This is a genomic window from Algibacter mikhailovii (genome assembly GCF_014651495.1).
Lineage (GTDB): Bacteria > Bacteroidota > Bacteroidia > Flavobacteriales > Flavobacteriaceae > Algibacter_E > Algibacter_E mikhailovii.
The window spans coordinates 223,839-246,180 of sequence record NZ_BMWZ01000001.1 but is presented as its reverse complement, the minus strand read 5'-3'; the positions used below and the strand labels follow the sequence as shown (position 1 = coordinate 246,180).

General features: G+C 33.2%; 25 protein-coding genes. 6 read left to right on the top strand and 19 right to left on the bottom strand.

Features of this window, described 5'->3' with window-relative positions; translation table 11 throughout:
* Nucleotide 1: 1 nt before the first annotated feature.
* Nucleotides 2-586 carry an NUDIX domain-containing protein gene (locus tag IE051_RS01090; protein WP_189358627.1) on the bottom strand — a complete coding sequence of 195 codons (585 nt, stop codon included), beginning with the start codon at nt 584-586 and terminating at the stop codon, nt 2-4.
* 192 nt (nt 587-778) lie between these two features.
* On the opposite strand from IE051_RS01090, the gene IE051_RS01085 reads away from it, so the two are divergent.
* On the top strand, nt 779-1,018 hold the full coding sequence (locus IE051_RS01085; protein ID WP_189358625.1) for a hypothetical protein: 240 nt from the start codon (nt 779-781) through the stop codon (nt 1,016-1,018).
* A gap of 102 nt (nt 1,019-1,120) precedes the next feature.
* Here the strand turns inward: IE051_RS01085 and ettA are convergent, their stop codons facing one another.
* Both ettA and IE051_RS01075 read right to left on the bottom strand, forming a co-directional pair.
* Entirely contained in the window at nt 1,121-2,812 is a 1,692-nt protein-coding gene (gene ettA, locus IE051_RS01080) for an energy-dependent translational throttle protein EttA (protein ID WP_189358623.1), read from the bottom strand.
* Entirely contained in the window at nt 2,812-2,994 is a 183-nt protein-coding gene (locus IE051_RS01075) for a CAL67264 family membrane protein (protein WP_189358621.1), read from the bottom strand. Before IE051_RS01075 ends, ettA begins: the two co-directional genes overlap by 1 nt.
* A gap of 82 nt (nt 2,995-3,076) precedes the next feature.
* Between IE051_RS01075 and IE051_RS01070 the strand changes: the two genes are divergently transcribed.
* Entirely contained in the window at nt 3,077-3,841 is a 765-nt protein-coding gene (locus IE051_RS01070; protein WP_189358619.1) for a serine hydrolase domain-containing protein, read from the top strand.
* 33 nt (nt 3,842-3,874) lie between these two features.
* On the opposite strand, the gene IE051_RS01065 is transcribed toward IE051_RS01070, so the two are convergent.
* The 5 genes from IE051_RS01065 to IE051_RS01045 are packed head-to-tail and all read right to left on the bottom strand — an operon-like array spanning nt 3,875 to nt 6,915.
* On the bottom strand, nt 3,875-4,591 hold the full coding sequence (locus tag IE051_RS01065) for a pirin family protein (RefSeq protein WP_189358617.1): 717 nt from the start codon (nt 4,589-4,591) through the stop codon (nt 3,875-3,877).
* A gap of 60 nt (nt 4,592-4,651) precedes the next feature.
* Nucleotides 4,652-5,521 carry a pirin family protein gene (locus tag IE051_RS01060; protein WP_229796690.1) on the bottom strand — a complete coding sequence of 290 codons (870 nt, stop codon included), beginning with the start codon at nt 5,519-5,521 and terminating at the stop codon, nt 4,652-4,654.
* A gap of 50 nt (nt 5,522-5,571) precedes the next feature.
* Nucleotides 5,572-6,009: a MarR family winged helix-turn-helix transcriptional regulator gene (locus tag IE051_RS01055; RefSeq protein ID WP_189358612.1), complete on the bottom strand. Its 438-nt coding sequence runs from the start codon at nt 6,007-6,009 to the stop codon at nt 5,572-5,574.
* 17 nt (nt 6,010-6,026) lie between these two features.
* Nucleotides 6,027-6,557, bottom strand: coding sequence for an NADPH-dependent FMN reductase (locus IE051_RS01050; RefSeq protein ID WP_189358596.1), 531 nt, complete (start codon nt 6,555-6,557; stop codon nt 6,027-6,029).
* Nucleotide 6,558: 1 nt separating this feature from the next.
* The gene (locus IE051_RS01045) at nt 6,559-6,915 is read right to left on the bottom strand and encodes a DoxX family protein (protein ID WP_189358594.1); all 357 of its coding nucleotides are present in this window, start codon (nt 6,913-6,915) and stop codon (nt 6,559-6,561) included.
* Nucleotides 6,916-7,062: 147 nt separating this feature from the next.
* Between IE051_RS01045 and IE051_RS01040 the strand changes: the two genes are divergently transcribed.
* A complete protein-coding gene (locus IE051_RS01040; protein WP_189358592.1) occupies nt 7,063-8,706 on the top strand; it encodes an acyl-CoA carboxylase subunit beta in 1,644 nt (547 codons plus the stop codon).
* A gap of 100 nt (nt 8,707-8,806) precedes the next feature.
* Here IE051_RS01040 and IE051_RS01035 read toward each other — a convergent pair whose 3' ends face one another.
* The 8 genes from IE051_RS01035 to IE051_RS01000 form a co-directional block, all read right to left on the bottom strand.
* On the bottom strand, nt 8,807-9,949 hold the full coding sequence (locus tag IE051_RS01035) for a T9SS type A sorting domain-containing protein (protein ID WP_189358590.1): 1,143 nt from the start codon (nt 9,947-9,949) through the stop codon (nt 8,807-8,809).
* A 158-nt stretch (nt 9,950-10,107) separates the two neighbouring features.
* Nucleotides 10,108-11,871, bottom strand: coding sequence for a signal peptide peptidase SppA (gene sppA, locus IE051_RS01030; protein WP_189358587.1), 1,764 nt, complete (start codon nt 11,869-11,871; stop codon nt 10,108-10,110).
* 45 nt (nt 11,872-11,916) lie between these two features.
* Nucleotides 11,917-12,987 (bottom strand): AMP-binding protein, encoded by a 1,071-nt coding sequence (locus IE051_RS01025; RefSeq protein ID WP_189358585.1) that lies wholly within the window; start codon nt 12,985-12,987, stop codon nt 11,917-11,919.
* Between the two features lie 47 nt (nt 12,988-13,034).
* Nucleotides 13,035-14,003, bottom strand: a complete 969-nt coding sequence (locus IE051_RS01020; protein ID WP_189358583.1) for a CPBP family intramembrane glutamic endopeptidase — start codon at nt 14,001-14,003, stop codon at nt 13,035-13,037.
* Nucleotides 13,994-15,043, bottom strand: a complete 1,050-nt coding sequence (locus IE051_RS01015; protein ID WP_189358581.1) for an o-succinylbenzoate synthase — start codon at nt 15,041-15,043, stop codon at nt 13,994-13,996. The genes IE051_RS01020 and IE051_RS01015 overlap by 10 nt, the downstream gene beginning before the upstream one ends.
* The gene (locus IE051_RS01010; RefSeq protein ID WP_189358579.1) at nt 15,044-15,721 is read right to left on the bottom strand and encodes a metal-dependent hydrolase; all 678 of its coding nucleotides are present in this window, start codon (nt 15,719-15,721) and stop codon (nt 15,044-15,046) included.
* A 36-nt stretch (nt 15,722-15,757) separates the two neighbouring features.
* Complete coding sequence (gene menA, locus IE051_RS01005) at nt 15,758-16,660, bottom strand: 1,4-dihydroxy-2-naphthoate octaprenyltransferase (protein ID WP_189358578.1); 903 nt, start codon at nt 16,658-16,660, stop codon at nt 15,758-15,760.
* Entirely contained in the window at nt 16,660-17,499 is an 840-nt protein-coding gene (locus IE051_RS01000; protein ID WP_189358576.1) for a 1,4-dihydroxy-2-naphthoyl-CoA synthase, read from the bottom strand. Before IE051_RS01000 ends, menA begins: the two co-directional genes overlap by 1 nt.
* A gap of 54 nt (nt 17,500-17,553) precedes the next feature.
* Between IE051_RS01000 and IE051_RS00995 the strand changes: the two genes are divergently transcribed.
* Nucleotides 17,554-18,672 (top strand): C1 family peptidase, encoded by a 1,119-nt coding sequence (locus IE051_RS00995; protein WP_189358574.1) that lies wholly within the window; start codon nt 17,554-17,556, stop codon nt 18,670-18,672.
* 146 nt (nt 18,673-18,818) lie between these two features.
* Here the strand turns inward: IE051_RS00995 and IE051_RS00990 are convergent, their stop codons facing one another.
* From IE051_RS00990 to holA, 3 genes are all read right to left on the bottom strand, one after another.
* On the bottom strand, nt 18,819-18,956 hold the full coding sequence (locus tag IE051_RS00990) for a hypothetical protein (protein ID WP_189358572.1): 138 nt from the start codon (nt 18,954-18,956) through the stop codon (nt 18,819-18,821).
* Nucleotides 18,957-19,091: 135 nt separating this feature from the next.
* Nucleotides 19,092-19,757, bottom strand: coding sequence for a uracil-DNA glycosylase (gene ung / locus IE051_RS00985; protein WP_189358570.1), 666 nt, complete (start codon nt 19,755-19,757; stop codon nt 19,092-19,094).
* A 10-nt stretch (nt 19,758-19,767) separates the two neighbouring features.
* Complete coding sequence (holA, locus tag IE051_RS00980) at nt 19,768-20,772, bottom strand: DNA polymerase III subunit delta (protein ID WP_189358568.1); 1,005 nt, start codon at nt 20,770-20,772, stop codon at nt 19,768-19,770.
* Nucleotides 20,773-20,900: 128 nt separating this feature from the next.
* Here holA and IE051_RS00975 point away from each other — a divergent pair, with 128 nt between their 5' ends.
* Nucleotides 20,901-21,347, top strand: a complete 447-nt coding sequence (locus IE051_RS00975; RefSeq protein WP_189359356.1) for a type I restriction enzyme HsdR N-terminal domain-containing protein — start codon at nt 20,901-20,903, stop codon at nt 21,345-21,347.
* Nucleotides 21,344-22,333 carry a glycosyltransferase family 2 protein gene (locus IE051_RS00970; RefSeq protein WP_189358566.1) on the top strand — a complete coding sequence of 330 codons (990 nt, stop codon included), beginning with the start codon at nt 21,344-21,346 and terminating at the stop codon, nt 22,331-22,333. Before IE051_RS00975 ends, IE051_RS00970 begins: the two co-directional genes overlap by 4 nt.
* Nucleotides 22,334-22,342 lie beyond the last annotated feature (9 nt).

Sequence of the window (22,342 nt, the reverse complement as noted above, 5' to 3'; positions counted from 1 at the left end):
ATTAGTCTAGCAATTTATGAATTAGTGCATATTGTAATAAAACAATTGTTCTGGTGTCATATATTTCACCTTTGTGCAACATGGAAACAACGTCATCAAAATTCAACTCTAATACTTCAATATCTTCCTGTTCAACATCCAATCCGCCGCCATCACTCACCTTCATGTCATCACTGTATTCGCCGATAAAGAAATGCATTTTTTCTGTCAATACCCCTGGAGAAGAATAGGCTTCATATACCTTTTTCACTTCCTTAATTCTATAACCTACTTCCTCTTCAGTTTCCCTTATAATACAAGCCTCAGGATCATCTTTATCAAGCATTCCTGCACAAATTTCTATTAAAAAGCCATCTTCATTATCACTCATATAAGTTGGCATTCTGAATTGTTTAGTCAGAATTATCGTTTTTTTTGTTTTATTATATAGTAAAACACCTGCCCCATCTCCACGATTATAAACTTCTCGCATTTGATTGACCCACGTACCATTGGACATTAAATAATTGAAATTCAATTTTTTCAGAACATAATAATTATCTGAAAGCAAGGTACTTTTTATGTCTTTTACTCTGTTATTACTCATCAAAAGATATTTAAGGTTAAAAAATAAATATAGTTTTAATTTTTGAAAGTACTCAATATTACAACCGTGTTATTTGTATACTATAATACTTACGTTATTAACATTTAAATGTGTAGAACTATAAGTTCTAAATAAAAATATTTTGCCTAAATTTTATTACATTTGATTAGCTATTAAACCAATTAAATATTCATGTTGCTTAATTCAATACTTACTAAGTTACTTTCATTCCCCCTTATAAATCAGTCCTCTGTGGTAACTGTTTTAATTGTGGTTGTTGTTTTCTTTGGGATTTTGCTAATCCTTGGTGTATTAAAATCGTATAAACTAAAAAAAGACAATGAGCGCATAAATGAAATGGATACAAAAATGCCTGATGAGAGCGAGTACAAAGACTTTACTGATGGGCATATGTACGGTGGTAATCAATAAAAACTAGATTACCCGTTTTTTTAGACTTTATTCTAAACAAGAAAGAAATACCATATAAAATAAAAAACGCTCACTAAAAAGTGAGCGTTTTTTATTGGTTTTTTATCTAACTAATTTTCGATATTTTATGCGCTTAGGCATCAGATCACCGCCAAGACGCTTTTTCTTGTTTTCTTCATAATCTGAGAAACTACCTTCAAAGAAATATACTTGAGAATCACCTTCAAAAGCCAAAATGTGCGTGCAAATTCTATCTAAAAACCATCGGTCGTGACTAATCACTACAGCACAACCAGCAAAGTTCTCTAAACCTTCTTCTAATGCTCTTAATGTATTCACGTCAAGGTCATTTGTTGGCTCATCTAAAAGTAACACATTCCCTTCTTCCTTCAAGGTCATGGCTAAATGCAGGCGGTTACGTTCACCACCGGAAAGTAAACTTACCTTTTTATTTTGCTCACTACCGGAAAAATTGAAACGACTTAAATAGGCTCTTGAGTTCACTTGCTTACCTCCCATCATAATCAATTCCTGCTCATCACTAAAATTTTGCCAGATGGTTTTCTCAGGATCTATATTTGAATGCTTTTGATCAACATAAGCCAATTTAGCTGTTTCACCAACAACAAACTCCCCTTTGTCAGGCGTCTCTTCGCCCATAATCATTCTAAAAATAGTAGTTTTACCAGCACCATTAGGTCCAATAATCCCCACAATTCCTGCTTGCGGAAGATTAAAATTTAAATCGTCATAAAGCAATTTATCATCATATCCTTTCGCCACACTTTTAGCTTCAATTACATTTGTACCAAGACGAGGTCCATTTGGTATATATATTTCAAGTTTTTCATCAAGTTGTTTTTGGTCTTGACTCATTAACTTATCGTAGTTCTTTAAACGTGCCTTTTGTTTAGATTGTCGGCCCTTTGCACCTTGACGAACCCATTCTAACTCCCGCTCTAAAGTCTTCTGCCGTTTAGAGGCAGCTTTACCTTCCTGAGCCATGCGCTTAGATTTTTGATCTAACCAAGACGAATAATTACCTTTCCACGGTATCCCTTCTCCTCTATCTAATTCTAAAACCCAACCAGCAACATTATCTAAAAAGTATCTATCGTGAGTTACCGCTATTACCGTACCTTTATATTGCGCCAAATGATGTTCTAACCAATGAACAGACTCAGCATCAAGATGGTTGGTAGGCTCATCTAATAATAATACATCAGGTTCCTTTAACAATAAACGGCATAAGGCTACTCGCCTCTTTTCACCACCAGAAAGAACAGCTATTTTTTTATCACCATCTGGAGTACGCAAAGCATCCATGGCTATTTCTAATTTTGTATCAAGTTCCCAAGCGCCTGCTGCATCTATTTGATCCTGAAGTTCCGCTTGGCGGTTCATTAACTTCTCCATTTTGTCAACATCAGAATAAACTTCTTCTAATCCAAACTGATCATTAATTTTGTTGTATTCATCGAGAATAGCAACGGTTTCTGCAGCACCCTCGCGAACCACTTCCATTACAGTTTTATTATCATCAAGTTTAGGCTCTTGTTCAAGATATCCAACAGAATAATCTTGGGAAAAAACCACATCACCTTGATAGTTTTTATCAACACCAGCTATAATTTTTAATAAGGTGGACTTACCAGAACCATTTAAACCCAGTATACCAATTTTGGCACCATAAAAGAAACTTAAATAAATGTTCTTTAAAACAGGTGTGTTTGCACTTTTAAATGTCTTGGTCAACCCAGACATTGAAAATATTATTTTTTTATCATCACTCATTATACTCTACCTTTTAAAGCATTAAACACCCAAGCTACAGCAAAAAAGCCAAAACCTACAGCTGCAAAGCCCCAGCCTGCAACATCATCATATCTAAATGCACCAAGAGCAATAAGCCCTAAGCCTACAAAAATCATTATCCATGTGGCCCAAGCCAATACCGTATTTTTATTCATCGCCATAATCTAAATCCTATTTTTTGGTTGTTAGTCTAGCCACAAATATCGCAAATAAATCGTTAATTTAACCACTATTTTACCAGGCATGAGAATTTTAAAATGTATTTATATTTATTTCGTTGGCATTGCATTAATTAGCGCACAATCAGAACAAACAATTTATTCTCCTGAAAGCCTTGGGATATCCAATAAAAAACTCAACGAATTAAAATCAAGACTACATGAGTTTGTTGATCACGGCCAGCTCGCTGGTATTCAAACCGCAATTATTAAGAACGGAAAATTAGTGTTTTTTGATAGTTATGGCTATGCTAATATTGAAGACCAGATACGATTAAACGATAGTAGTATTTTTCGAATTTTTTCAATGACCAAGCCCATTACTTCAATAGCCTTAATGCAACTTTATGAAGCGGGTATGTTTAAACTAGAAGATCCAATACATCTATATATACCTGCTTTTAAAACTATGAAAGTTTTTAAGGAAGACTCCATTGTGGACGCAGAAAAGGACATAAGAATCATTGATTTATTAAGGCATACTTCGGGAATCACTTATGGCAGGAGTGCTAATTTAACTTTAAATGAAATGTACCAAAAAGCACAATTAGAAGAGGCACGTAATTTAGCAGCATTTGCTGAAAAATTAGGGGCTCTCCCGCTTTTGTTTGAACCTGGAACCAACTGGGAATATAGCTATGCTACAGATGTTTGTGGCTACCTTATTGAAATATTAAGCGGTAAACCGTTAGATAAATATTTAGAGGAATTTATTCTTAAGCCTTTAGAAATGGATAACACCTATGTTCAACTACCTTTAGTCAAATTGAATAAACAAGCACCTGTATAGCGGTGCTTGCTGTTATTATTAATACTAATTACTCTAATGCATAGGTACTTCCATAATTATCACTTCTGCAGTGTCATTGGCTAAAATAGTCATGTTCTCCACATCCCAAACACCAATAGAATCGCGCTTTTCCAATAAATTTTCAGAAACTGTCAAACTTCCTTCAACTATAAATATATAGAAACCATTATCCGCGTTTTTTGGCTTTAAATCTAGAGCATGACCAGAATCTAAACGAGTTCTGTAAATATAGGCCTGTTGATTAATAGGTAAAGCATCATGCTCTATGTTGTCTTTTGGTGCCACAACCATTTGCAATTTATTATAACGATCAATATTATTAAATTTATGTTGTTCATAATTGGGCTTAACATCCATAGATTCAGGTATAATCCAAAGCTGTAAAAAATTAACCGCATCAGTATTACTATCATTAAATTCTGAATGTGTTAAGCCCGTTCCAGCCGTCATTACTTGAACCTCTCCAACTTCAATAGCACGTTTATTTCCCATGCTATCTTTATGAGACAATGCCCCTTGTAAGGGAATGGATATAATTTCCATATTCTGGTGAGGGTGCGTTCCAAAACCCATTTTAGGTTGTACAAGATCATCGTTTAAAACTCTCAACTTCCCAAAATTCATACGTTCAATATTTTGATATCCTGCAAAACTAAAGCTATGGTATGATTTCAACCATCCATGATCTGCATATCCTCTACTATCTGCTCTGTGAATTACTGTTTTCATAATTTATTTTTTTGTACTAATTATTACGCTGTAATTTAATAAATAAGTCGTCTCATTAATTTACGCCGGTAAAAATCCCATTTTGCCCATTTGATAATCACGCATCGCCTCCATAATTTCGGTTTGTGTGTTCATTACATATGGTCCATAAGTCTCAATAGGTTCATGAAAGGGCACACCAGAAAGAAACAACAATTTACTGGTTTCTATACCTTCAATTAAAAACCCTTCACCATCCTGATTAAAATGTAGTAGCTGACTTTCATTTAACTTCAATACTTCTGATTCATTTATGTTTACATGCCCTTTCAACAAATACACCGTGGATTGGTGAGCACTGGGAACTTTAACATTGTAGGTTCCTCCAGCATCAACATCAATCATAAAGGCATTGACTTCTGTTTGTGTTTTTATTCGCCCATAGGTACCTTCTAGCTCACCGGCAACAATTTGTACTTTTACCTTATTGTCTTTTGATCTTACAACACGAAAATTTTCATTTGGAACATGCTGATAATTAGCTGGGATCATCTTTTTATTAGCGGGTAAGTTTAACCATAATTGAATTCCTTCTAAAGTGCCTCCTTTCTTGACAAAAGCTTTGGTAGGAGCTTCAGCATGTATAATACCTCGCCCTGCTGTTGTCCATTGCACATCACCAGAACGTACAACACTTTCATTACCCAAGGAATCTCTATGCAGTTGCTCGCCCTGAATCAGAAAAGTGATTGGTTCAAATCCACGATGCGGATGTGGTCCTAAATCGAAGGGATTATTCTCTTCAGAAATATCATAAGGTCCATAATGATGTAATAAAATAAAGGGATCTATATTTGTAATTTTTCTTGATGGAATAGGTTGTCGTAATTGTATGGGACCCATATTAACAAAATCACTCTGCCCTACTGTTTTTATTGTATTTAATTTCATAATATTTACCTTTATAATAGTTTCCATGGAAACTATATGATTAAATTTTTTTAGCGTATTTTATCTAATAAATCGCTAAGTTTTCCTGCTTCCTCTTCAGTTAAATTATCAAGTAAGTTATTCTTAAAACTAGCATCAATGTCTGCTAATAATTGAAGACCTTGTTTAGTAATTTCTATGTGGACTACACGTCTATCTTCAGGACATGGTAATCTATTTATATACCTCTTATCACAAAGTTTGTCCATTAATCTAGTAGCATTAGGTGCACGTTCTATCATACGCTCCTTAATGGTTTGAACTTTTAAAGGTTCTTCTGCCCCCCTTAAAATTCTTAAAATATTAAATTGCTGCGGCGAAATGCCATAGGGTTTAAAAAACTCATTCTGAATACTACTTATCCAATTCGCTGTATATATAATATTCAGCAAAGCCTTTACTTTATTACTCGCAAACTTTGAATTTATATCCTTGGCAATATCTCCCATTTTGACCTCAATATTAGTTATAATGCATCTTGAAATGTCACAACAGCCTTTGCTAATTCAGCATTTAATTCTTCATTAGTTATTTGACCATCTTTAAAATTATCAAAAAATGATGGAAGGCTAAAATCTGCAACAATATTTCCACCCATATATGGGAAACGTCCTTTTGCAATTTCTAATACGGTGGCTCCACCTCTAGCTCCGGGCGAAGTTGCCATGAGTAGCATAGGCTTCTCGCTCCAAAGCTTTCCGTCAATTCTAGACATCCAGTCAAATAGATTTTTGAATACCGTGGCATAGGCGCCATTATGTTCTGGTAACGCCAAAATTATGCCATTTGATGTTTTTATATGTTGCAAGAACTTATGGGCATTATCAGGAATCCCATCCTCATTCTCTAAATCGATGCCGTATATTGGCAATTCAAAATCGTTAAGATCTAATAATTGAACTTCAACACCCTTTACTAAACTTGATGCATAAGTGGCCAATGCCATGTTGATTGATGTTTTACTATTACTTCCTGCAAATGCTATTATTTTTTTCATATTATCTGTTTATTTTTTTATTAAATACATAAGAAACCATAAGGAGAATTAAAGCTATTAGTGCACCCATTTGTTCGCCGTCTCCAATCATATAGTGGGCAAAAAAAGCTAGAATAAACGCAAAGAAAAACCCTGCATAAGCCCACTCCCTTAATACTTTAAATGTAGGAACCCATAATGCCACAAGGCCTAATAACTTTGCAATGCCATACGGATAAATTAAATATGTTGGATAGCCAAAACTTATAAACGCACCTTTTATCATTTCGTGGTTAAAAAAGTAATTGCCAACAGAAAACAACATTAAAGCTGTTAAAAGTCCCGTAGCCGCATAAAATATAATTCTGTTTGTCTTCATTTTATTTTACTATTAAATTATAATGCAAATGTAATTAAAAAAATAATATATTCCAAGGAATATATTTCCATGTAATATATATTAACAAATTATTCACTTTTTTGGGCTAAAATGGTTTTGTAACTTCGTTGCAATAAAAAGCAAACAATGGATATCAACTTCAATAAAAACGAAGATCATAATAAACTTTTAATTTCTGAGCTTAATAAAAGACTGACCAAAGTTAGTTTAGGTGGCGGCAAGAATCGTATTGAAAAATTACATAGCAAAGGCAAATTAACTGCCCGTGAACGTATTGATTATCTATTTGATGATAAAGCCAATGCTATTGAAATAGGTGCCTTCGCAGGAGAAGATATGTATCAGGAGCATGGCGGATGTCCTTCAGGCGGAGTTGTTGTAAAGATAGGCTATGTTAAAGGGAAACAATGTATTGTTGTTGCTAACGATGCCACTGTTAAAGCCGGTGCTTGGTTCCCGATAACGGGTAAAAAGAATTTGCGTGCTCAAGAACTCGCCATTGAAAATAAATTACCCATAATCTATCTAGTTGATTCCGCAGGCGTCTATCTCCCCCTACAAGATGAAATATTTCCTGACAAAGAACATTTTGGTCGTATTTTTAGAAATAATGCTGTGATGAGTAGTATGGGTATCACTCAAATTGCTGCAGTTATGGGAAGTTGTGTTGCAGGAGGAGCTTACCTTCCTATTATGAGCGATGAAGCCATTATTGTAGACAAAACTGGGAGTATTTTTCTAGCGGGAAGCTACTTAGTTAAAGCTGCTATAGGTGAAAGTATTGATAATGAAACTCTGGGTGGTGCTACAACACACTGTGAAATTTCTGGAGTCACTGATTATAAAGCGAAGGATGACAAAGATGCTTTGGATAAAATCAAAAATATAGTTGACAAAATTGGAGATTACGACAAAGCGGGTTTTAATAGAATTGAAGGTAAAAAACCTACTGAAAATCCAGACGATATTTTTGGCATCCTGCCCAAAAGTCGTGCCGACCAGTACGATATGTATAAGATCATAAAGCGTTTAGTTGACAATTCAGAATATGAAGAATACAAAGCAGGTTATGGCCAAACGATAATAACGTGCTATGCTCGTATTGATGGCTGGGCCGTTGGGATTGTGGCCAACCAGCGTCAGGTTGTAAAAACAACCGGTTCTAAAACAAAACCAACCGAAATGCAATTTGGCGGTGTAATCTATAATGATTCGGCCGATAAAGCCACCCGCTTTATTGCCAATTGTAATCAAAAGAAAATTCCGCTAGTATTTCTTCAAGATGTTACAGGTTTTATGGTTGGCAGTAAAAGTGAACATTCTGGTATAATAAAAGATGGTGCTAAAATGGTTAACGCGGTTAGCAATTCTATAGTTCCAAAGTTCACAGTGATTATTGGTAATAGTTATGGTGCAGGAAATTATGCCATGTGTGGAAAAGCGTACGATCCTCGATTAATAGTTGCCTGGCCTAGTGCTGAACTTGCTGTGATGAGCGGAAATTCAGCAGCCAAAGTACTATTACAAATAGAAAAGGCTTCACTTGAAAAACAAGGAGAAACCTTTACAAAAGAAAAAGAGGAAGCGCTCTACAATAAAATTAAAGCACGATATGACAATCAAGTATCTCCGTATTACGCAGCTGCACGCATTTGGACTGACGCTATAATAAACCCTTTAGATACGCGTAAATGGATTTCAATGGGCATTGAAGCAGCTAACCACGCCCCTATTGAAAAAGATTTTAATTTAGGGGTTTTACAGGTGTAATCTTAAAAATAAAATAATTAGAAAAATAGAAAGAGGTCCTTTAAACTATTTAAAAGACCTCTTTTTATTTTTAATCATAACTATATCATAAAAGATACGACTATTTTTTAATGATTTTTCGCGTATAAACAGCGTCAGCAAGACTTGTCATTTTTAAAAAATAAACGCCTTTATTAAGAAAATCGATATTAAAGCTGGTCTCTTGCGTAGAAAAGACCCTTTTCCCAAGCGTATTATAAATATCAATATGATTGATTATGCCTTTCGTACTTTTAATATTAATTGGTCCTGTAGTTGGTACAGGGTACACTTTTACGTTGTTATTAACTTCTACAACATCTGCAACCCCCAATCTAATTGCTCTATCATAATTATAAGTTGTTCTAAATGAACCATCCTGCAAACTGCTTAATAATTTATTGTAATATGGATTGTCTTGAACAATATAATCTAGTCCTGTTTTGTCTTTAAAGGGATGGGCAAAACTTGACATAAGTTGACTTGTGTCGTACGTATAGGTAGTTGTAAAAGAAGAGCCATCATAGATGTTAACTTCTTGAGTCCTGTTACCATTAGCGTCTAAAGTATATTCAATTCTATCTTCTTCTTCCCATTTAGTGCCATCCCAAGTATCATATATCATAACCTTAATTTTATTATTGCTGTCATAGCTAAACATTTGCCTTTCCCCATTTACCCAACTTGTACCGTTCCAATCATCTGTCAAGATAGTACCAAACCTACCATTAGCATTGTATGTCACATTAGACCTATCTTCCGGTACCCATTGAGAGCCATCCCAAGTATAATTGAAGGCTTGAACAATTCTACCACTGCTATAAATAAATTCACTTTTCAAATCATTTCTCCAACTACCATTTTCCCATCTTTGATCTAATACTTCTGTAATATTGCTGCCATTGTAGGTGTATTTTGATTGAGATAAATTTTCAAACTGTTTAGTAATTGAATTCCAACTTTGATCTATTTCATTGGTCACCACATTATTTCCGTTATAGGAATAAGTTGCTCGATAACTATTTTCCCACTGACTTGAAATAAAATTCAAACTCAGGCCTGTTTCACTAATTAAATTATTATTAGAATCATAGGCATAATTTGTACCCGACGAACTTTGCCAGGTCATTCCATCAAAAAATTCTTCTGTTGAAGACAGCAATTTATTCTGTCCAGTCATTGTCATTGCAAAAATGAGAATGGTTAAAATTGTAATTTTTTTCATAATAGCTAAATGTTAATTTACAACAATTTACTAAAAAATTAACACATAATAACCATGATATCAGGTGTTTATAAAATTTATAAAAAATCAAAAAAAAAGAACCTCTATTTAGAGGTTCTTTTTTTGAATTATCAGGAGAGTATACTTTTAATTACATACTATTTAATTTCAGTACTAAAAGGAAATAATAATTGTACCCCTTTTATAGCAGTCATTGATTTTATTTCTTGATAGATTTTATAGTTTTCTGCTCCTAATTCTTCTTTTATTATAGATTCTTTTGTAGTTGCTAATCCGAATTGTTCCAATAGCTTATCCAAATCTTTCTGATAAATAGGCAACTCCTTAACCTGATAATCTTCAATTTCAGCAGCTTCAGCAGCCCTTTGAAGTGCCAAATCTAATCCCCCAATTTCATCTACTAAACCATTTTTTAATGCATCTAATCCTGTCCATACTCTTCCTTGAGCAACCTTCTCAACTTGAACTCTTGTTAATTGACGTCCCGCTGCCACTCTTGCTGAAAATAAATCATAAACATCCAAAATACCTTCTTGTATAAAAGAACGCTGAATATCATTTAAAGGCTCAAAAAAACTATAGGTAACTGCATTGGTATTCGTGGCAACTTGCTCGGCATTAATACCCATATTCTTAGCCAATTCTTTTCCATTTGGTAAAATACCAAAAACGCCTATACTCCCTGTAATCGTAGTTGGTTCTGCAATTATTTTATCTGCATTACAGGCTATATAATAACCTCCAGAAGCTGCCATATCCCCCATGGATACAATCACAGGTTTTACTTTTTTGGTTAGTTCAATCTCTCTCCATATAAGCTCACTTGCTAAAGCACTTCCGCCAGGAGAATTCACTCTTAAAACAACAGCCTTCACCCTTTTATCTTCTCTAGCCCTTTTAATCGCTTTATTTGTTGTTATTTGACCGATGTTATTCTTATCACCTTCACCATATATAATATTGCCCTGGGCATATATTACGGCAATGCGGTTTTTACTTTTATTTAAAGCCAATTTACTCGCAGTATATTCAGCATAATCTTTAATGCTAATGGTGTTCAGCTTATCCTTAGGCTTGAGCCCTATGGCATATTTCATACCATTTACATATTCATCCTGATATTCAATTTTATCAATAAGCCCGGAGTTTTTCGCTAAATATGGTTTTCTTGCAAGCAAACTATCTGCTATAACATTTAATTGTTCCACAGAAATATTTCTAGATTCTGAAATATCTTGCTTTATCGAGCTCCATAGCGAAGTTAAATAGGCTTCAATTTGAATCCTGTTATTATCACTCATTTCATTGGTCAAAAATGGTTCTACAGCGCTTTTGTATTTACCCAGTCTAACCACTTCCATTTTAAGTCCGGATTTTTCTTGAAAATCTTTGAAATACAAGCGTTCTGTATACAAACCTTTAAATTCCATACTTCCTGCTGGATTGAGATAAATCGTATCGGCAATAGAACTTAAATAATAATCTTTTTGTGTAAAAATATCAGCATAAGCAACTACAAACTTCCCTGAGGTCTTAAAAGTTTTTAAAGCATCTCTTAATGCTTTAGTTTGAGCAAATCCGCTATTAATAAAATTATTAGGAATTGAAATTCCTTTAATTTTATCATCAATTGAGGCGTAGTTTATAGCATCAATTATATTAAATAAACCATTCTTCTTACTTTCGTTTAAAAAAGAATATTGTTTAAATTCAGTTCTTCCGGCATAATCATTTATTGGAAAGTCTAATTTCAATTCTAGAACAGAATTAGATCTAACTTGAACCAATTCTTCAGAACTTGATCCAAAAAGAATAGCCATTAAAACTAATCCGATAACAGCAAGAATGAAGAATACAATTATGCCCGTTAAGGTTGATAATACGCGTTTAAAAAAATTCATAAGTTTAATTTACTATGGGTAGCTTAATTAGGGGTTTCGTTACATTTAAAACTGAATTTGCTCTAAGGTTTTTTTACGATGAATTTTCCCAGAATTAGTTTCTATAAATTTTGAAATAGCAATCACTTCTTTAGGTTTTTCAAATTTATCGAGTCCATCAAAAATTGAAGCCTCCAAGTCATTCGTATCGTTCTCAAGAATCAGAACTAATTTTTCACCTAGAGTATCATCAGGTCTTGCAGTAATAAAGAATTCACCTTTTATTTTACTTTGCAGCTTTTTTTCTATGCTTTCCGGAAACAACTTAATACCCCCTGAATTTATAACGTTATCATATCGACCCAACCATTCAAAACTTGTATCCGAATAAATTTCAACGATATCATTTGTAATTATTTTTTCATCGAATAAAAGCGGAGCATCTATTACTAAGCAACCTCTATCATCCTGAGATACCTTAATATCAGGTAAGGTTGTAAAATGCGTATTGGCTTCTGAATCTTCAAAATTATTTAATTTTTTAATAGCCACGTGCGATACCGTTTCTGTCATACCATATGTTTCGTATACATTTGGTTTTATATCTTGAATAGATGCTTTAATTGGACTCGACACTTGTCCGCCCCCAACTATCACGGTTTTAATGCTCTTTAAATATTTTGCAAAATTCTTTAATTGCATGGGTGTAAATGCACAAAAGTCATAATCCTTTTCATAGTCTATTAAAGGCAAGCTTGATGGCTCAATCATATCTACTTCTAAACCTAAGACTATGGCTCTAACCATCATCATTTTACCCGCAATAAAATTAGAAGGTAAACAATGTAACACTTTACTTCCTGGTTTTATATCAAAAAAATCTCCTGTGGCAATAGCGGAATTAACCATAGCCTGTTTTTTTATTTCTAATAATTTTGGTTTACCCGTTGAACCAGAAGTTTTGACCATTATATAATCTTTATCATCTAGCCAATCCAATAAAAAATTACCTAATTCTTGTTGATAAGGAAATCCCTCTTTAACAAAACTATATGCAACTTCCATCAAATCTTCATGATTATAACTTACATTATCCAACTTAAACTTAACGTGTACTTTCGTATAATCTGGTATCATATTATTTGTATATTTTTATTACTACTTTTTAACAATTTTTATGTTAGTTACTGCTCTTCATTTCTTCTAAGGTCCTCTATATTGGAGGGTTCAATTACATAGCCAAAACATTTCTCTTTCCAGTTGGTCCAATTGTATTTTTTTGAAAGAATAAATAATAGTATTGGAAACACAACAAAAACGGGGACAAAAATTTCCATTAATCCCATTTCACTTGGATCAGATAAATCAAGGAGAATAGAATGGGTTTGAAAAGCTGTCCAGTCTGCCGTAACCAATAAAGCCGTAAATAAATTATTAGCGGCATGAAAACCTAGTGCTAATTCTAAACCATCATCCATTAAAGTAATTATTCCTAAAAACAAACCTGTTCCTATATAATAAATCATAATAACATAGCCCAATTTTTCTACTTCTGGATTCGCAATATGCATTAAGCCAAAGCCTATAGACGTAATTAATAGTGGTACCCATCTATTTTTTAATACTACGCCAATCCCCTGCAATAAGTATCCTCTAAAAAAATACTCTTCAAAACTTGTTTGCAGAGGTATTAAAATAACAGCTATAACCAAAAGAATTAAAAATGGTTTTAACTTAAAATTTAACTCAAAATCTTCAGGACTTAAGTAGAAGTCTATGAGTACAACGCTACTCGAGACTACTCCCCAAAGAATAAAAATAAACCAGAACCTTTTCCAATCTATTTTACTCCTGCTAGTTGTTAAATTTAAAATAGGTAACCTGTGCAAACCTTTAGCTGCTATGAAAACCCCAACCAAACCTACGGCAAAAGAGAATAGCATTAAAAACAAAAACAAATTACTGCCTAATACATTCATTATTCCTGGAATATCAGAAGGAATATTAGAAGAATCCTGACCTATAGTTTTAAAAATAAGCGCAGCTCCTAAAGGTAGCATTCCAATAAATTGCCATGCCAAGAAAATAATGACTATTCCCAATATATAACGCCACCATTCGTATAACCCTTTATATGCTTGTTCTATATACATGTATGTAAATTAAAATTCCATTTTAAATGTTTGCTGTAATGTAATTGTCCTTGGCTAACTGACAAGGGACTTTCAAAATTATTAGTAAACAAACTACCTGTACCCAAGCCTTGAGGTAATGTGCTATTCTTGTTATAGGTATACTGGGCTATGGCATTCAAACCAATATTACTCTCTAAGGCACTTGTAATCCACCAACCTATTTTATTTTTTTCTGCAATAGAAATCCATTCATCGCTACCTGCAAAACCACCCACCAAACTAGGTTTTAAAATAATGTATTGCGGATTTATAGTTTCTATGAGTTGTGTTCTATTTTCTAAACCAAATATACCAATTAGCTCCTCATCTAATGCTATTGGCAATGGTGTTTGATCACATAATTTAGCCATGGCCTCAATATTCCCTTGTTTAATGGGCTGTTCAATAGAATGTAGGTCATATTTTGACAAAACTTTTAGTTTTTCTAAGGCATCAACAGGTTCAAATGCTCCATTAGCATCCACCCGCAATTCAATATCCTTAGCGCTAAATTCTTGTCGAATAGATTGAATTAATTCAATTTCAGTATCAAAATCTATAGCTCCAATTTTCATTTTAATACATGAAAAACCAGCCTTGATTTTTTCTTGAATCTGTTGTTTCATGAATGGTTTAGAACCCATCCAAATCAATCCATTAATGTCTATATTAGCTTCACTATTAGTAAAACTAGAAAGAAATAAAACAAATTTATCTTGGCTTTCTAAAGATTTAAAAGCCATTTCTAATCCAAACTGTATACTAGGATATTCAAATAATTCTTGCAGTAATACACCCAAGCCTAAATTGATATTTTGGCAGGCCCATTTCAATTTATTTTCATAATCGGGTTTATCATCAATTGAAAGCCCCCGAAATAAGCCACATTCACCAATGCCTTCTTTGTCATTAAGGTTTAAAACAACAAACCATGTTTCCTTAGTTTTTAATACCCCTCTAGAAGTACCACTAGCTTGTTTAAAATGTAATATGTATCTTTTGTATGATGCTTTTATCATCTACAATTCAATAAATTCCCCAATTTCAAGAAGCATTAAATCCTTATTTTTTTCAAAGAATTTTCTTTTAGATGCTTCATGATCAATTTCTATATAACCAAATGTATCAAAATGATAACCAAGAATTTTATCACAAGCCACAAAATCACTTGCCAATATGGCATCATCAATTCCCATAGTAAAATTATCTCCAACAGGTAAAACAGCCAAATCTAGTTTTGTTTGAAGTGGAATTAGTTTCATATCATAGGTTAAGGCTGTGTCTCCTGCAATATAGATGTTCTTATGTTCTCCTTCAATAACAAAACCACCTGGTTGTCCGCCATAACTGCCGTCAGGGAATGAAGACGTATGAATCGCGTTAACATATTTAACAGTCCCAAACTCAAAATCCCATTTACCACCATGATTCATAGGATGTCCCTCTATACCCAATTTTTCGAAATGTGAAACAATCTCAAAATTTGAAATAACAACAGCACCAGTTCGTTTAGCTATCGCTTCAACATCAAGAACATGGTCCTGATGTGCATGTGTAACTAATATATAATCTGCCTTTAAAAGATTAATATCAACATGAGCGGCATTAGGGTTTGCTGTAATAAATGGATCTACTAAAATATTAATATCATTAACTAGAATTCCAAGACTTGCGTGGCCGTAAAAAGTAATTTTCATCTTCAAAATTTTAAAGCATGAAATTACAAAAAAAAACTACATTATGTGCCCTAACCCCATTAAAACTGCCAATAAAACAGTCGTTAAAGCTAGTTTTTTTAATTCTGGATCTAATAGCTTAGGATCAACATTCTTCTGCACTTTTTTAAGATGAAAAATAAGAGCAATATAGGCTACCATATAAATTAAATTCAACGGTGTTGTATAATAAAGTATACCAAATAGAGCTGACGTTATTATCGCTGAAATTATCAAGAAAAAATGATACTGTTTTACTTTATTTGCGCCCAACTTTACAGCTAAGGTTGTTTTTTTAGATTTCCCATCAGAAATCCTATCTCTCATATTATTCAAGTTTAATACACCTGTACTTAAAAGTCCAATAGAAAAAGCAGGTAAAAAAACCACATGGTCTATGGTTTTTGCATACAGCACGTAGCAGCCAATGACACTAACTAGACCAAAAAACAAAAACACAAATATATCTCCGAGCCCCCTATATCCATAGGCACTACCTCCTACGGTATAGCGAATAGCCGCTACAATCGAAGAGATACCTAAAACAAAAAACACTAGGGTTAATAAAAAATTCTGAGAACCAAAAGCCTGAAAAATTAATGTAAAAGCCAGGGCAATGCAAATTAAAACATTAATCTTAATAGCATGAAGAAGCTCATCTGGCGTAATTTTTCCGGATTGAATAGCACGTTCAGGACCAATTCTATCGTCATTATCAGTGCCTTTAACACCATCACCATAATCATTAGCTAAATTTGAAAGAATTTGAAAGCTAAGTGTGGTTAAAATCGCTAAAACAAATATTGGCCATTCAAAAAGACCATTGTAATGCGCTAAACATGAGGCTAAAATAATTCCAGAAATGGACAATGGTAATGTCCTTAATCGCATGGCAGAAATCCATGTTGAAAATTTTTGCATTATGGAATCCACTTTTTATCAAAATTAGGTTTACGCTTTTCTAAAAAAGCGTCTCTACCCTCTTTTGCTTCATCAGTCATATATGCTAATCGTGTGGCCTCCCCAGCAAAAACTTGTTGCCCAACCATACCATCATCAGTCAAATTCATGGCGAATTTTAACATTTTAATGGATGTTGGAGATTTTGCTAATATTTCTTGAGCCCAATCATAAGCGGTACTTTCTAATTCATCATGAGGTATAACAGCATTTACCATCCCCATCTCATAGGCCTCTTGAGCCGTATAATTTCTTCCTAAGAAAAAGATTTCACGTGCCTTTTTCTGACCTACCATTTTTGCCAAATATGCCGAGCCATAACCACCATCAAAACTGGTAACATCAGCATCAGTTTGTTTAAATATGGCATGCTCTTTACTGGCCAATGTTAAATCACAAATTACGTGTAAACTATGTCCGCCACCAACAGCCCATCCCGGTACTACAGCGATAACAGCTTTTGGCATAAATCGAATTAATCGTTGTACTTCAAGAATATTTAAACGATGATAGCCGTCTTCTCCAACATAACCTTGATGGCCTCTTGCCTTTTGATCTCCGCCACTACAGAAGGAATAGACACCATCTTTTGTTGATGGTCCTTCTGCAGACAATAATACTGCACCTATGGTCACATCCTCATTAGCATCATAAAATGCATCGTACAATTCACTGGTAGTTTTTGGTCTAAATGCGTTTCGCACATTAGGCCTATTAAAAGCTATTCTTGCAACACCATTACATTTTTTATAGGTAATATCTTCATATTCTTTAGCCGTAACCCAATTAGCTTGTTCCATTTTCTTAATTTTAGCCAAAAATAAATCTTATTTCATTAATAACTTCGATGCGCTATGAAAAATATTATTTTATTCCTTTTACTTTTCACACAATGCTTTTATAACTATAGTCAATCCTATGAATTCAAAACCATTGTTGATATGGAAGCCACTGATGTGATTAGCCAAGGAAATACAGGTACATGCTGGAGTTTTTCTACATCTTCATTTCTAGAGAGTGAGATTAATAGGCTTACGGGTAACTTCATAGATATTTCTGAAATGTATACTGTTAGAAATACATATTCTGATAAATCCTGGAATTACATTATGAGACAAGGTAAAGCGCAATTTGGTGAAGGAGGATTGGCACATGATGTATTAAATAGTGCAGAGAAATATGGACTAGTTCCTAATTCAGTTTTCTCAGGATTAAATCATTCAGAAACAATTCACAATCACTCGGAGATGGTTGTTGTTTTGAATACTATTTTAGACACATACATCAGTAAACCAAGCGGCAAAGTCTCAGCAGACTGGAAAGAAGTCGTAGAAAATATTCTAGATGTTTATTTAGGGAAAAGAATTGACACCTTCACTTATCAAGGTAAAACATATACACCTAAGTCTTTTTTAGAGTATTCAAAAATTAAAACAACCGACTATTTAACCTTAACCTCTTTCACTCATAAGCCCTATTATTCGAAGTTTATTTTAAATATTCCTGATAATTTTTCTAATGGTAGCTTTTATAATTTACCACTGCAAGAATTAGTGGACACGGTTAATAAGGCCTTACAAAATGGATACACCATTGAATTAGATTGCGATGTAAGTGAAAAAACATTTTCTTCAAAACATGGTATTGCTGTTATACCAGCAGATGTGAAAGACGAAGCGGTTAGTTTGAATAAAATATGTGTAGAAAAGGACATAACGCCTAGTTATAGGCAAAAAGAATTCGAAAACCAAAATACCACCGATGACCATTTAATGCATATTACAGGCATCGTAAAGGACCAAAATGGTACTATTTATTATAAGGTAAAAAACTCATGGGGCTCATCTTCCGATCGTGTTACTCACGGGGGCTATATTTATATGAGTGAAGCTTATTTTAAATTAAAGACTATTTCTATTACAATACATAAAAGTGCAATTTCTAAAAATATTCTTAAAAATTTAGGGATTTAGCAATATCTAATGTAGGAATTTAAGTATCGTCTAAAAATAAAAATTAAGTAGGAGTACTTAGAGATTTGTAGTCTTTCTTTGATTAATTTTGTTTTAAATTATAGTTATCATATTATTTCTTAGTCCAAAGAAAAAAATATTTTAAGCTATTTACCCAAAACACGAACCACTGGCATCATGATATTAGCAATTTCGGCAATAATTTTTACACTTGTAGCATTTAATTTTTTACTATTAAAATTTAGCTGTAATAGAACAAGTAAAAAACCTAAAACTAATAGCATGCCAATAGTTTTAAAACCAGAGACTCCAGTAAAATCTATTTCTCGAAGATTAGCGCCTACGGGAAGCTAATTAGAAAGCTAGAAATACAGCGGCTATCGTTAATCCGAATTTATTTCTTCTTTAAGGCTGTTTAATTACCATGAAATTGTGCTTTTTCCGTAAGCTCTTAACAAATGGTTAGATTCACTAAAATGCTTATTACCAAACCAATATCCTCTATTAGCACTCAAAGGTGATGGATGTCCGGATAATAACACCTTATGTTTTTTTTCATCAATTAATTTAATTTTCTTCTTTGCATAACCTCCCCACAATAAAAAAACCACCTCTTCTTTATGATCACTGATACTTTTTATTACAGCATCGGTAAAAATCTCCCAACCTTTTTTTTGATGACTTCCTGCTTCATGCGCTTTTACCGTTAAAGTTGCATTAAGAAGCAAAACACCTTGTTTAGCCCAGCGCGTTAAATCCCCATCCTGAGGATAAGGCATATTCAAATCACTACTTAACTCTTTGAAAATATTAACTAAAGAAGGTGGATGTTTAATACCTTCATTGACAGAAAAGCACAAACCATTGGCCTGACCATAATCATGATAGGGGTCTTGACCTATTAATACTACCTTAACCGCATTAAAAGGACAATAGTTGAATGCACTAAAAACTTGATCTATTGGAGGGAAACATTGATGATTTTGATATTCCTTTTTTACAAACTCATTTAACGTTTTAAAATAAGGTTTTGAAAATTCTCCTTGTAAAACGGATTTCCAACTGTCATGAATAGTATGCTCCATTAAATTCCTATCAATTGAATACTTGAACCATTAATTCCTTAAGTAAATCACCCTGAGGAACCGAATTTGAACCAACACCTTTACTTTTTACATCAAATTCTCGCAATACAGAGATAACTGCGCTTACTTTTCGCATAGGATAATTTCTAGAAGCACTAATGTATTCATTAACAAAATAGGGGTTTATTTTAAGCGAAGATGCCACATTTCTAGGCGACTTATCATTTAAACCATGAAGATGGAGTAATTGAGAGAAAAAATTAAATAGCAATGCAACAGTAACCACCATAGGGTTATCCTTTGGATTTTCTGAAAAATAATTAATGATTCTATAGGCCTTGATCGCATTTCTTTCTCCTACAGCTTTTCTTAACTCAAAATTGTTGAAGTCTTTACTAATACCAATATTTGTTTCAATATGCTCTGGTGAAATTTCTGTTCCTTTGGGTAATATAATCTGAAGTTTTTCTAATTCATTGTTTATTTTACTCAAATCTGTTCCCAAAAATTCAACGAGCATTTGGGCCGCTTTAGGGGTAATAGAATATTTCCTTGGAGATAAAACACGCCTTATCCAATCAGCTACCTGATTTTCATATAGCTTTTTACTCTCGTAAACGACTCCCGTTTTTTTTAATGTTTTATAGAGTGATTTGCGCTTATCTATTTTTTTGTACTTATAGTTTACTACTAAGACCGTGCTCGTCTGAGGGTTTTCTGCATAGGAGGCCAATTTCTCAATAGTTCTTGATAAATCCTGGGCTTCCTTAACAATAACCACCTGATGTTCTGCCATCATAGGATAACGTTTAGCGTTTCCTACCACATCCTCAATTGTAACATCACGCCCATATAGTACCATTTGATTAAATCCCCGCTCCTCCTCTGCCAACACGGTAGACTCAATAAAATCAGATATTTTATCAATGTAATAAGATTCTTCACCCATTAAAAAATAGATAGGCTTAAGGTTTTTATTCTTAATATCTGTTACTAACTGTTTTACCTCGTCCAAATCTTAATACATTTTTATAATTGCGTATACTAAATTCTAATTCAAACTAAACTATTATAGGAATTTAATAATTTAGTCATTGTGATTTATCCAATTGTAGTTTAACTTTGAAAAATAAAGACAATCTATTGCAAACACTTAATTTTCCAAAGCATCATTTTCGATTCAAAAATAGCGAAAATAAAGTATCTATTTTTGATCCAATTCGTAAAAAATTTGTGATTTTACAACCAGAAGAATGGGTGCGACAGCATTGTGTTCAATTTCTAATGAATGACAAAGGTTATCCCATTTCTCTCATTAATATTGAAAAAGAACTTACCATCAATACTTTAAAAAAGAGATATGATATTGTCATCTTTAATTCAGACGGTAGCATTCACCTTATTGTTGAATGTAAAGCGCCTAAAATCAATATTAATCAAGAAACATTTGACCAAATAGCACGTTATAACTTAGAATTAAATGCATCCTATCTTATGGTAACTAATGGATTAAATCACTATTATTGCCAAATGGACTTCCAGAATGAGCGTTATTTATTTTTAAAAGATATCCCAGATTATACACCATGAAAATAGCTGTCGTTATTCTAAATTGGAATGGTAAAGATTTGCTAAAACAATTTTTGCCTGCAGTTATAGAGCATTCTCAAGAAGCCACAATTTATCTAGCAGACAATGCCTCTAGTGATGACTCCGTCATATATGTACATAAAACGTTTCCTTCAGTTCAAATTATAGAAAATAAAGACAATGGCGGATATGCTAAAGGATATAACGATGCCTTAAAAAATATTTCTGCTGATGTTTTTTGTTTGTTAAATAATGACGTTGAAGTCACTAAGGATTGGCTTATCCCCATAATAAACACTTTTAATAATGAACCTAATACCACAGTAATTCAACCCAAAATACTGGATTTCAAAAAAAAGAATCATTTTGAATACGCAGGAGCAGCAGGAGGTTTTATTGACAAATATGGCTACCCCTATTGCCGCGGAAGAATCTTTAATTCTATTGAAGAAGATAAAGGGCAATTTAATGATGCTGCAGAAATATTTTGGGCTTCAGGTGCTTGTCTATTTATAAGAACTGATGTTTTTAATGAACATAATGGCTTTGATGAATATTTCTTTGCTCATATGGAAGAAATAGATTTATGTTGGCGTTTAAAAAATTTGGGGTACACCATTAAATGTGTAGGCCATTCTCATGTATATCATTTGGGTGGTGGCACATTAAATAATATTAATCCAAAAAAAACGTTTCTAAATTTTAGAAATAGCTTATTTACTTTAACTAAAAACGCCTCTGGTTTTCTCCTAGGCATTATTTTGATGCGCTTAATATTAGATGGAATTGCTGGAATTAAATTTGTTGTAGAGCTAAAACCTAAGCATACACTAGCAATAGTAAAAGCACATTTCAGTTTTTATTATAATCTTAATAGGTTATTAGGGCAACGCAAAACAACGAATAACAGAAGAAAATATTATCAAAAAACATCTATAGTCTTTGATTATTTCATTAATAAAAAAATGAATTACAATAGTTTATAAGTAGTTAGT

What these genes read in the sequence shown, in the direction of transcription:
- IE051_RS01090 (WP_189358627.1), bottom strand. Translation starts at nt 586, where the DNA reads ATGAGTAATAACAGAGTAAAAGACATAAAAAGTACCTTGCTTTCAGAT.
- IE051_RS01085 (WP_189358625.1), top strand. Translation starts at nt 779, where the DNA reads ATGTTGCTTAATTCAATACTTACTAAGTTACTTTCATTCCCCCTTATA.
- ettA (WP_189358623.1), bottom strand. Translation starts at nt 2,812, where the DNA reads ATGAGTGATGATAAAAAAATAATATTTTCAATGTCTGGGTTGACCAAG.
- IE051_RS01075 (WP_189358621.1), bottom strand. Translation starts at nt 2,994, where the DNA reads ATGGCGATGAATAAAAATACGGTATTGGCTTGGGCCACATGGATAATG.
- IE051_RS01070 (WP_189358619.1), top strand. Translation starts at nt 3,077, where the DNA reads ATGAGAATTTTAAAATGTATTTATATTTATTTCGTTGGCATTGCATTA.
- IE051_RS01065 (WP_189358617.1), bottom strand. Translation starts at nt 4,591, where the DNA reads ATGAAAACAGTAATTCACAGAGCAGATAGTAGAGGATATGCAGATCAT.
- IE051_RS01060 (WP_229796690.1), bottom strand. Translation starts at nt 5,521, where the DNA reads ATGAAATTAAATACAATAAAAACAGTAGGGCAGAGTGATTTTGTTAAT.
- IE051_RS01055 (WP_189358612.1), bottom strand. Translation starts at nt 6,009, where the DNA reads ATGGGAGATATTGCCAAGGATATAAATTCAAAGTTTGCGAGTAATAAA.
- IE051_RS01050 (WP_189358596.1), bottom strand. Translation starts at nt 6,557, where the DNA reads ATGAAAAAAATAATAGCATTTGCAGGAAGTAATAGTAAAACATCAATC.
- IE051_RS01045 (WP_189358594.1), bottom strand. Translation starts at nt 6,915, where the DNA reads ATGAAGACAAACAGAATTATATTTTATGCGGCTACGGGACTTTTAACA.
- IE051_RS01040 (WP_189358592.1), top strand. Translation starts at nt 7,063, where the DNA reads ATGGATATCAACTTCAATAAAAACGAAGATCATAATAAACTTTTAATT.
- IE051_RS01035 (WP_189358590.1), bottom strand. Translation starts at nt 9,949, where the DNA reads ATGAAAAAAATTACAATTTTAACCATTCTCATTTTTGCAATGACAATG.
- sppA (WP_189358587.1), bottom strand. Translation starts at nt 11,871, where the DNA reads ATGAATTTTTTTAAACGCGTATTATCAACCTTAACGGGCATAATTGTA.
- IE051_RS01025 (WP_189358585.1), bottom strand. Translation starts at nt 12,987, where the DNA reads ATGATACCAGATTATACGAAAGTACACGTTAAGTTTAAGTTGGATAAT.
- IE051_RS01020 (WP_189358583.1), bottom strand. Translation starts at nt 14,003, where the DNA reads ATGTATATAGAACAAGCATATAAAGGGTTATACGAATGGTGGCGTTAT.
- IE051_RS01015 (WP_189358581.1), bottom strand. Translation starts at nt 15,043, where the DNA reads ATGATAAAAGCATCATACAAAAGATACATATTACATTTTAAACAAGCT.
- IE051_RS01010 (WP_189358579.1), bottom strand. Translation starts at nt 15,721, where the DNA reads ATGAAAATTACTTTTTACGGCCACGCAAGTCTTGGAATTCTAGTTAAT.
- menA (WP_189358578.1), bottom strand. Translation starts at nt 16,660, where the DNA reads ATGCAAAAATTTTCAACATGGATTTCTGCCATGCGATTAAGGACATTA.
- IE051_RS01000 (WP_189358576.1), bottom strand. Translation starts at nt 17,499, where the DNA reads ATGGAACAAGCTAATTGGGTTACGGCTAAAGAATATGAAGATATTACC.
- IE051_RS00995 (WP_189358574.1), top strand. Translation starts at nt 17,554, where the DNA reads ATGAAAAATATTATTTTATTCCTTTTACTTTTCACACAATGCTTTTAT.
- IE051_RS00990 (WP_189358572.1), bottom strand. Translation starts at nt 18,956, where the DNA reads ATGCTATTAGTTTTAGGTTTTTTACTTGTTCTATTACAGCTAAATTTT.
- ung (WP_189358570.1), bottom strand. Translation starts at nt 19,757, where the DNA reads ATGGAGCATACTATTCATGACAGTTGGAAATCCGTTTTACAAGGAGAA.
- IE051_RS00970 (WP_189358566.1), top strand. Translation starts at nt 21,344, where the DNA reads ATGAAAATAGCTGTCGTTATTCTAAATTGGAATGGTAAAGATTTGCTA.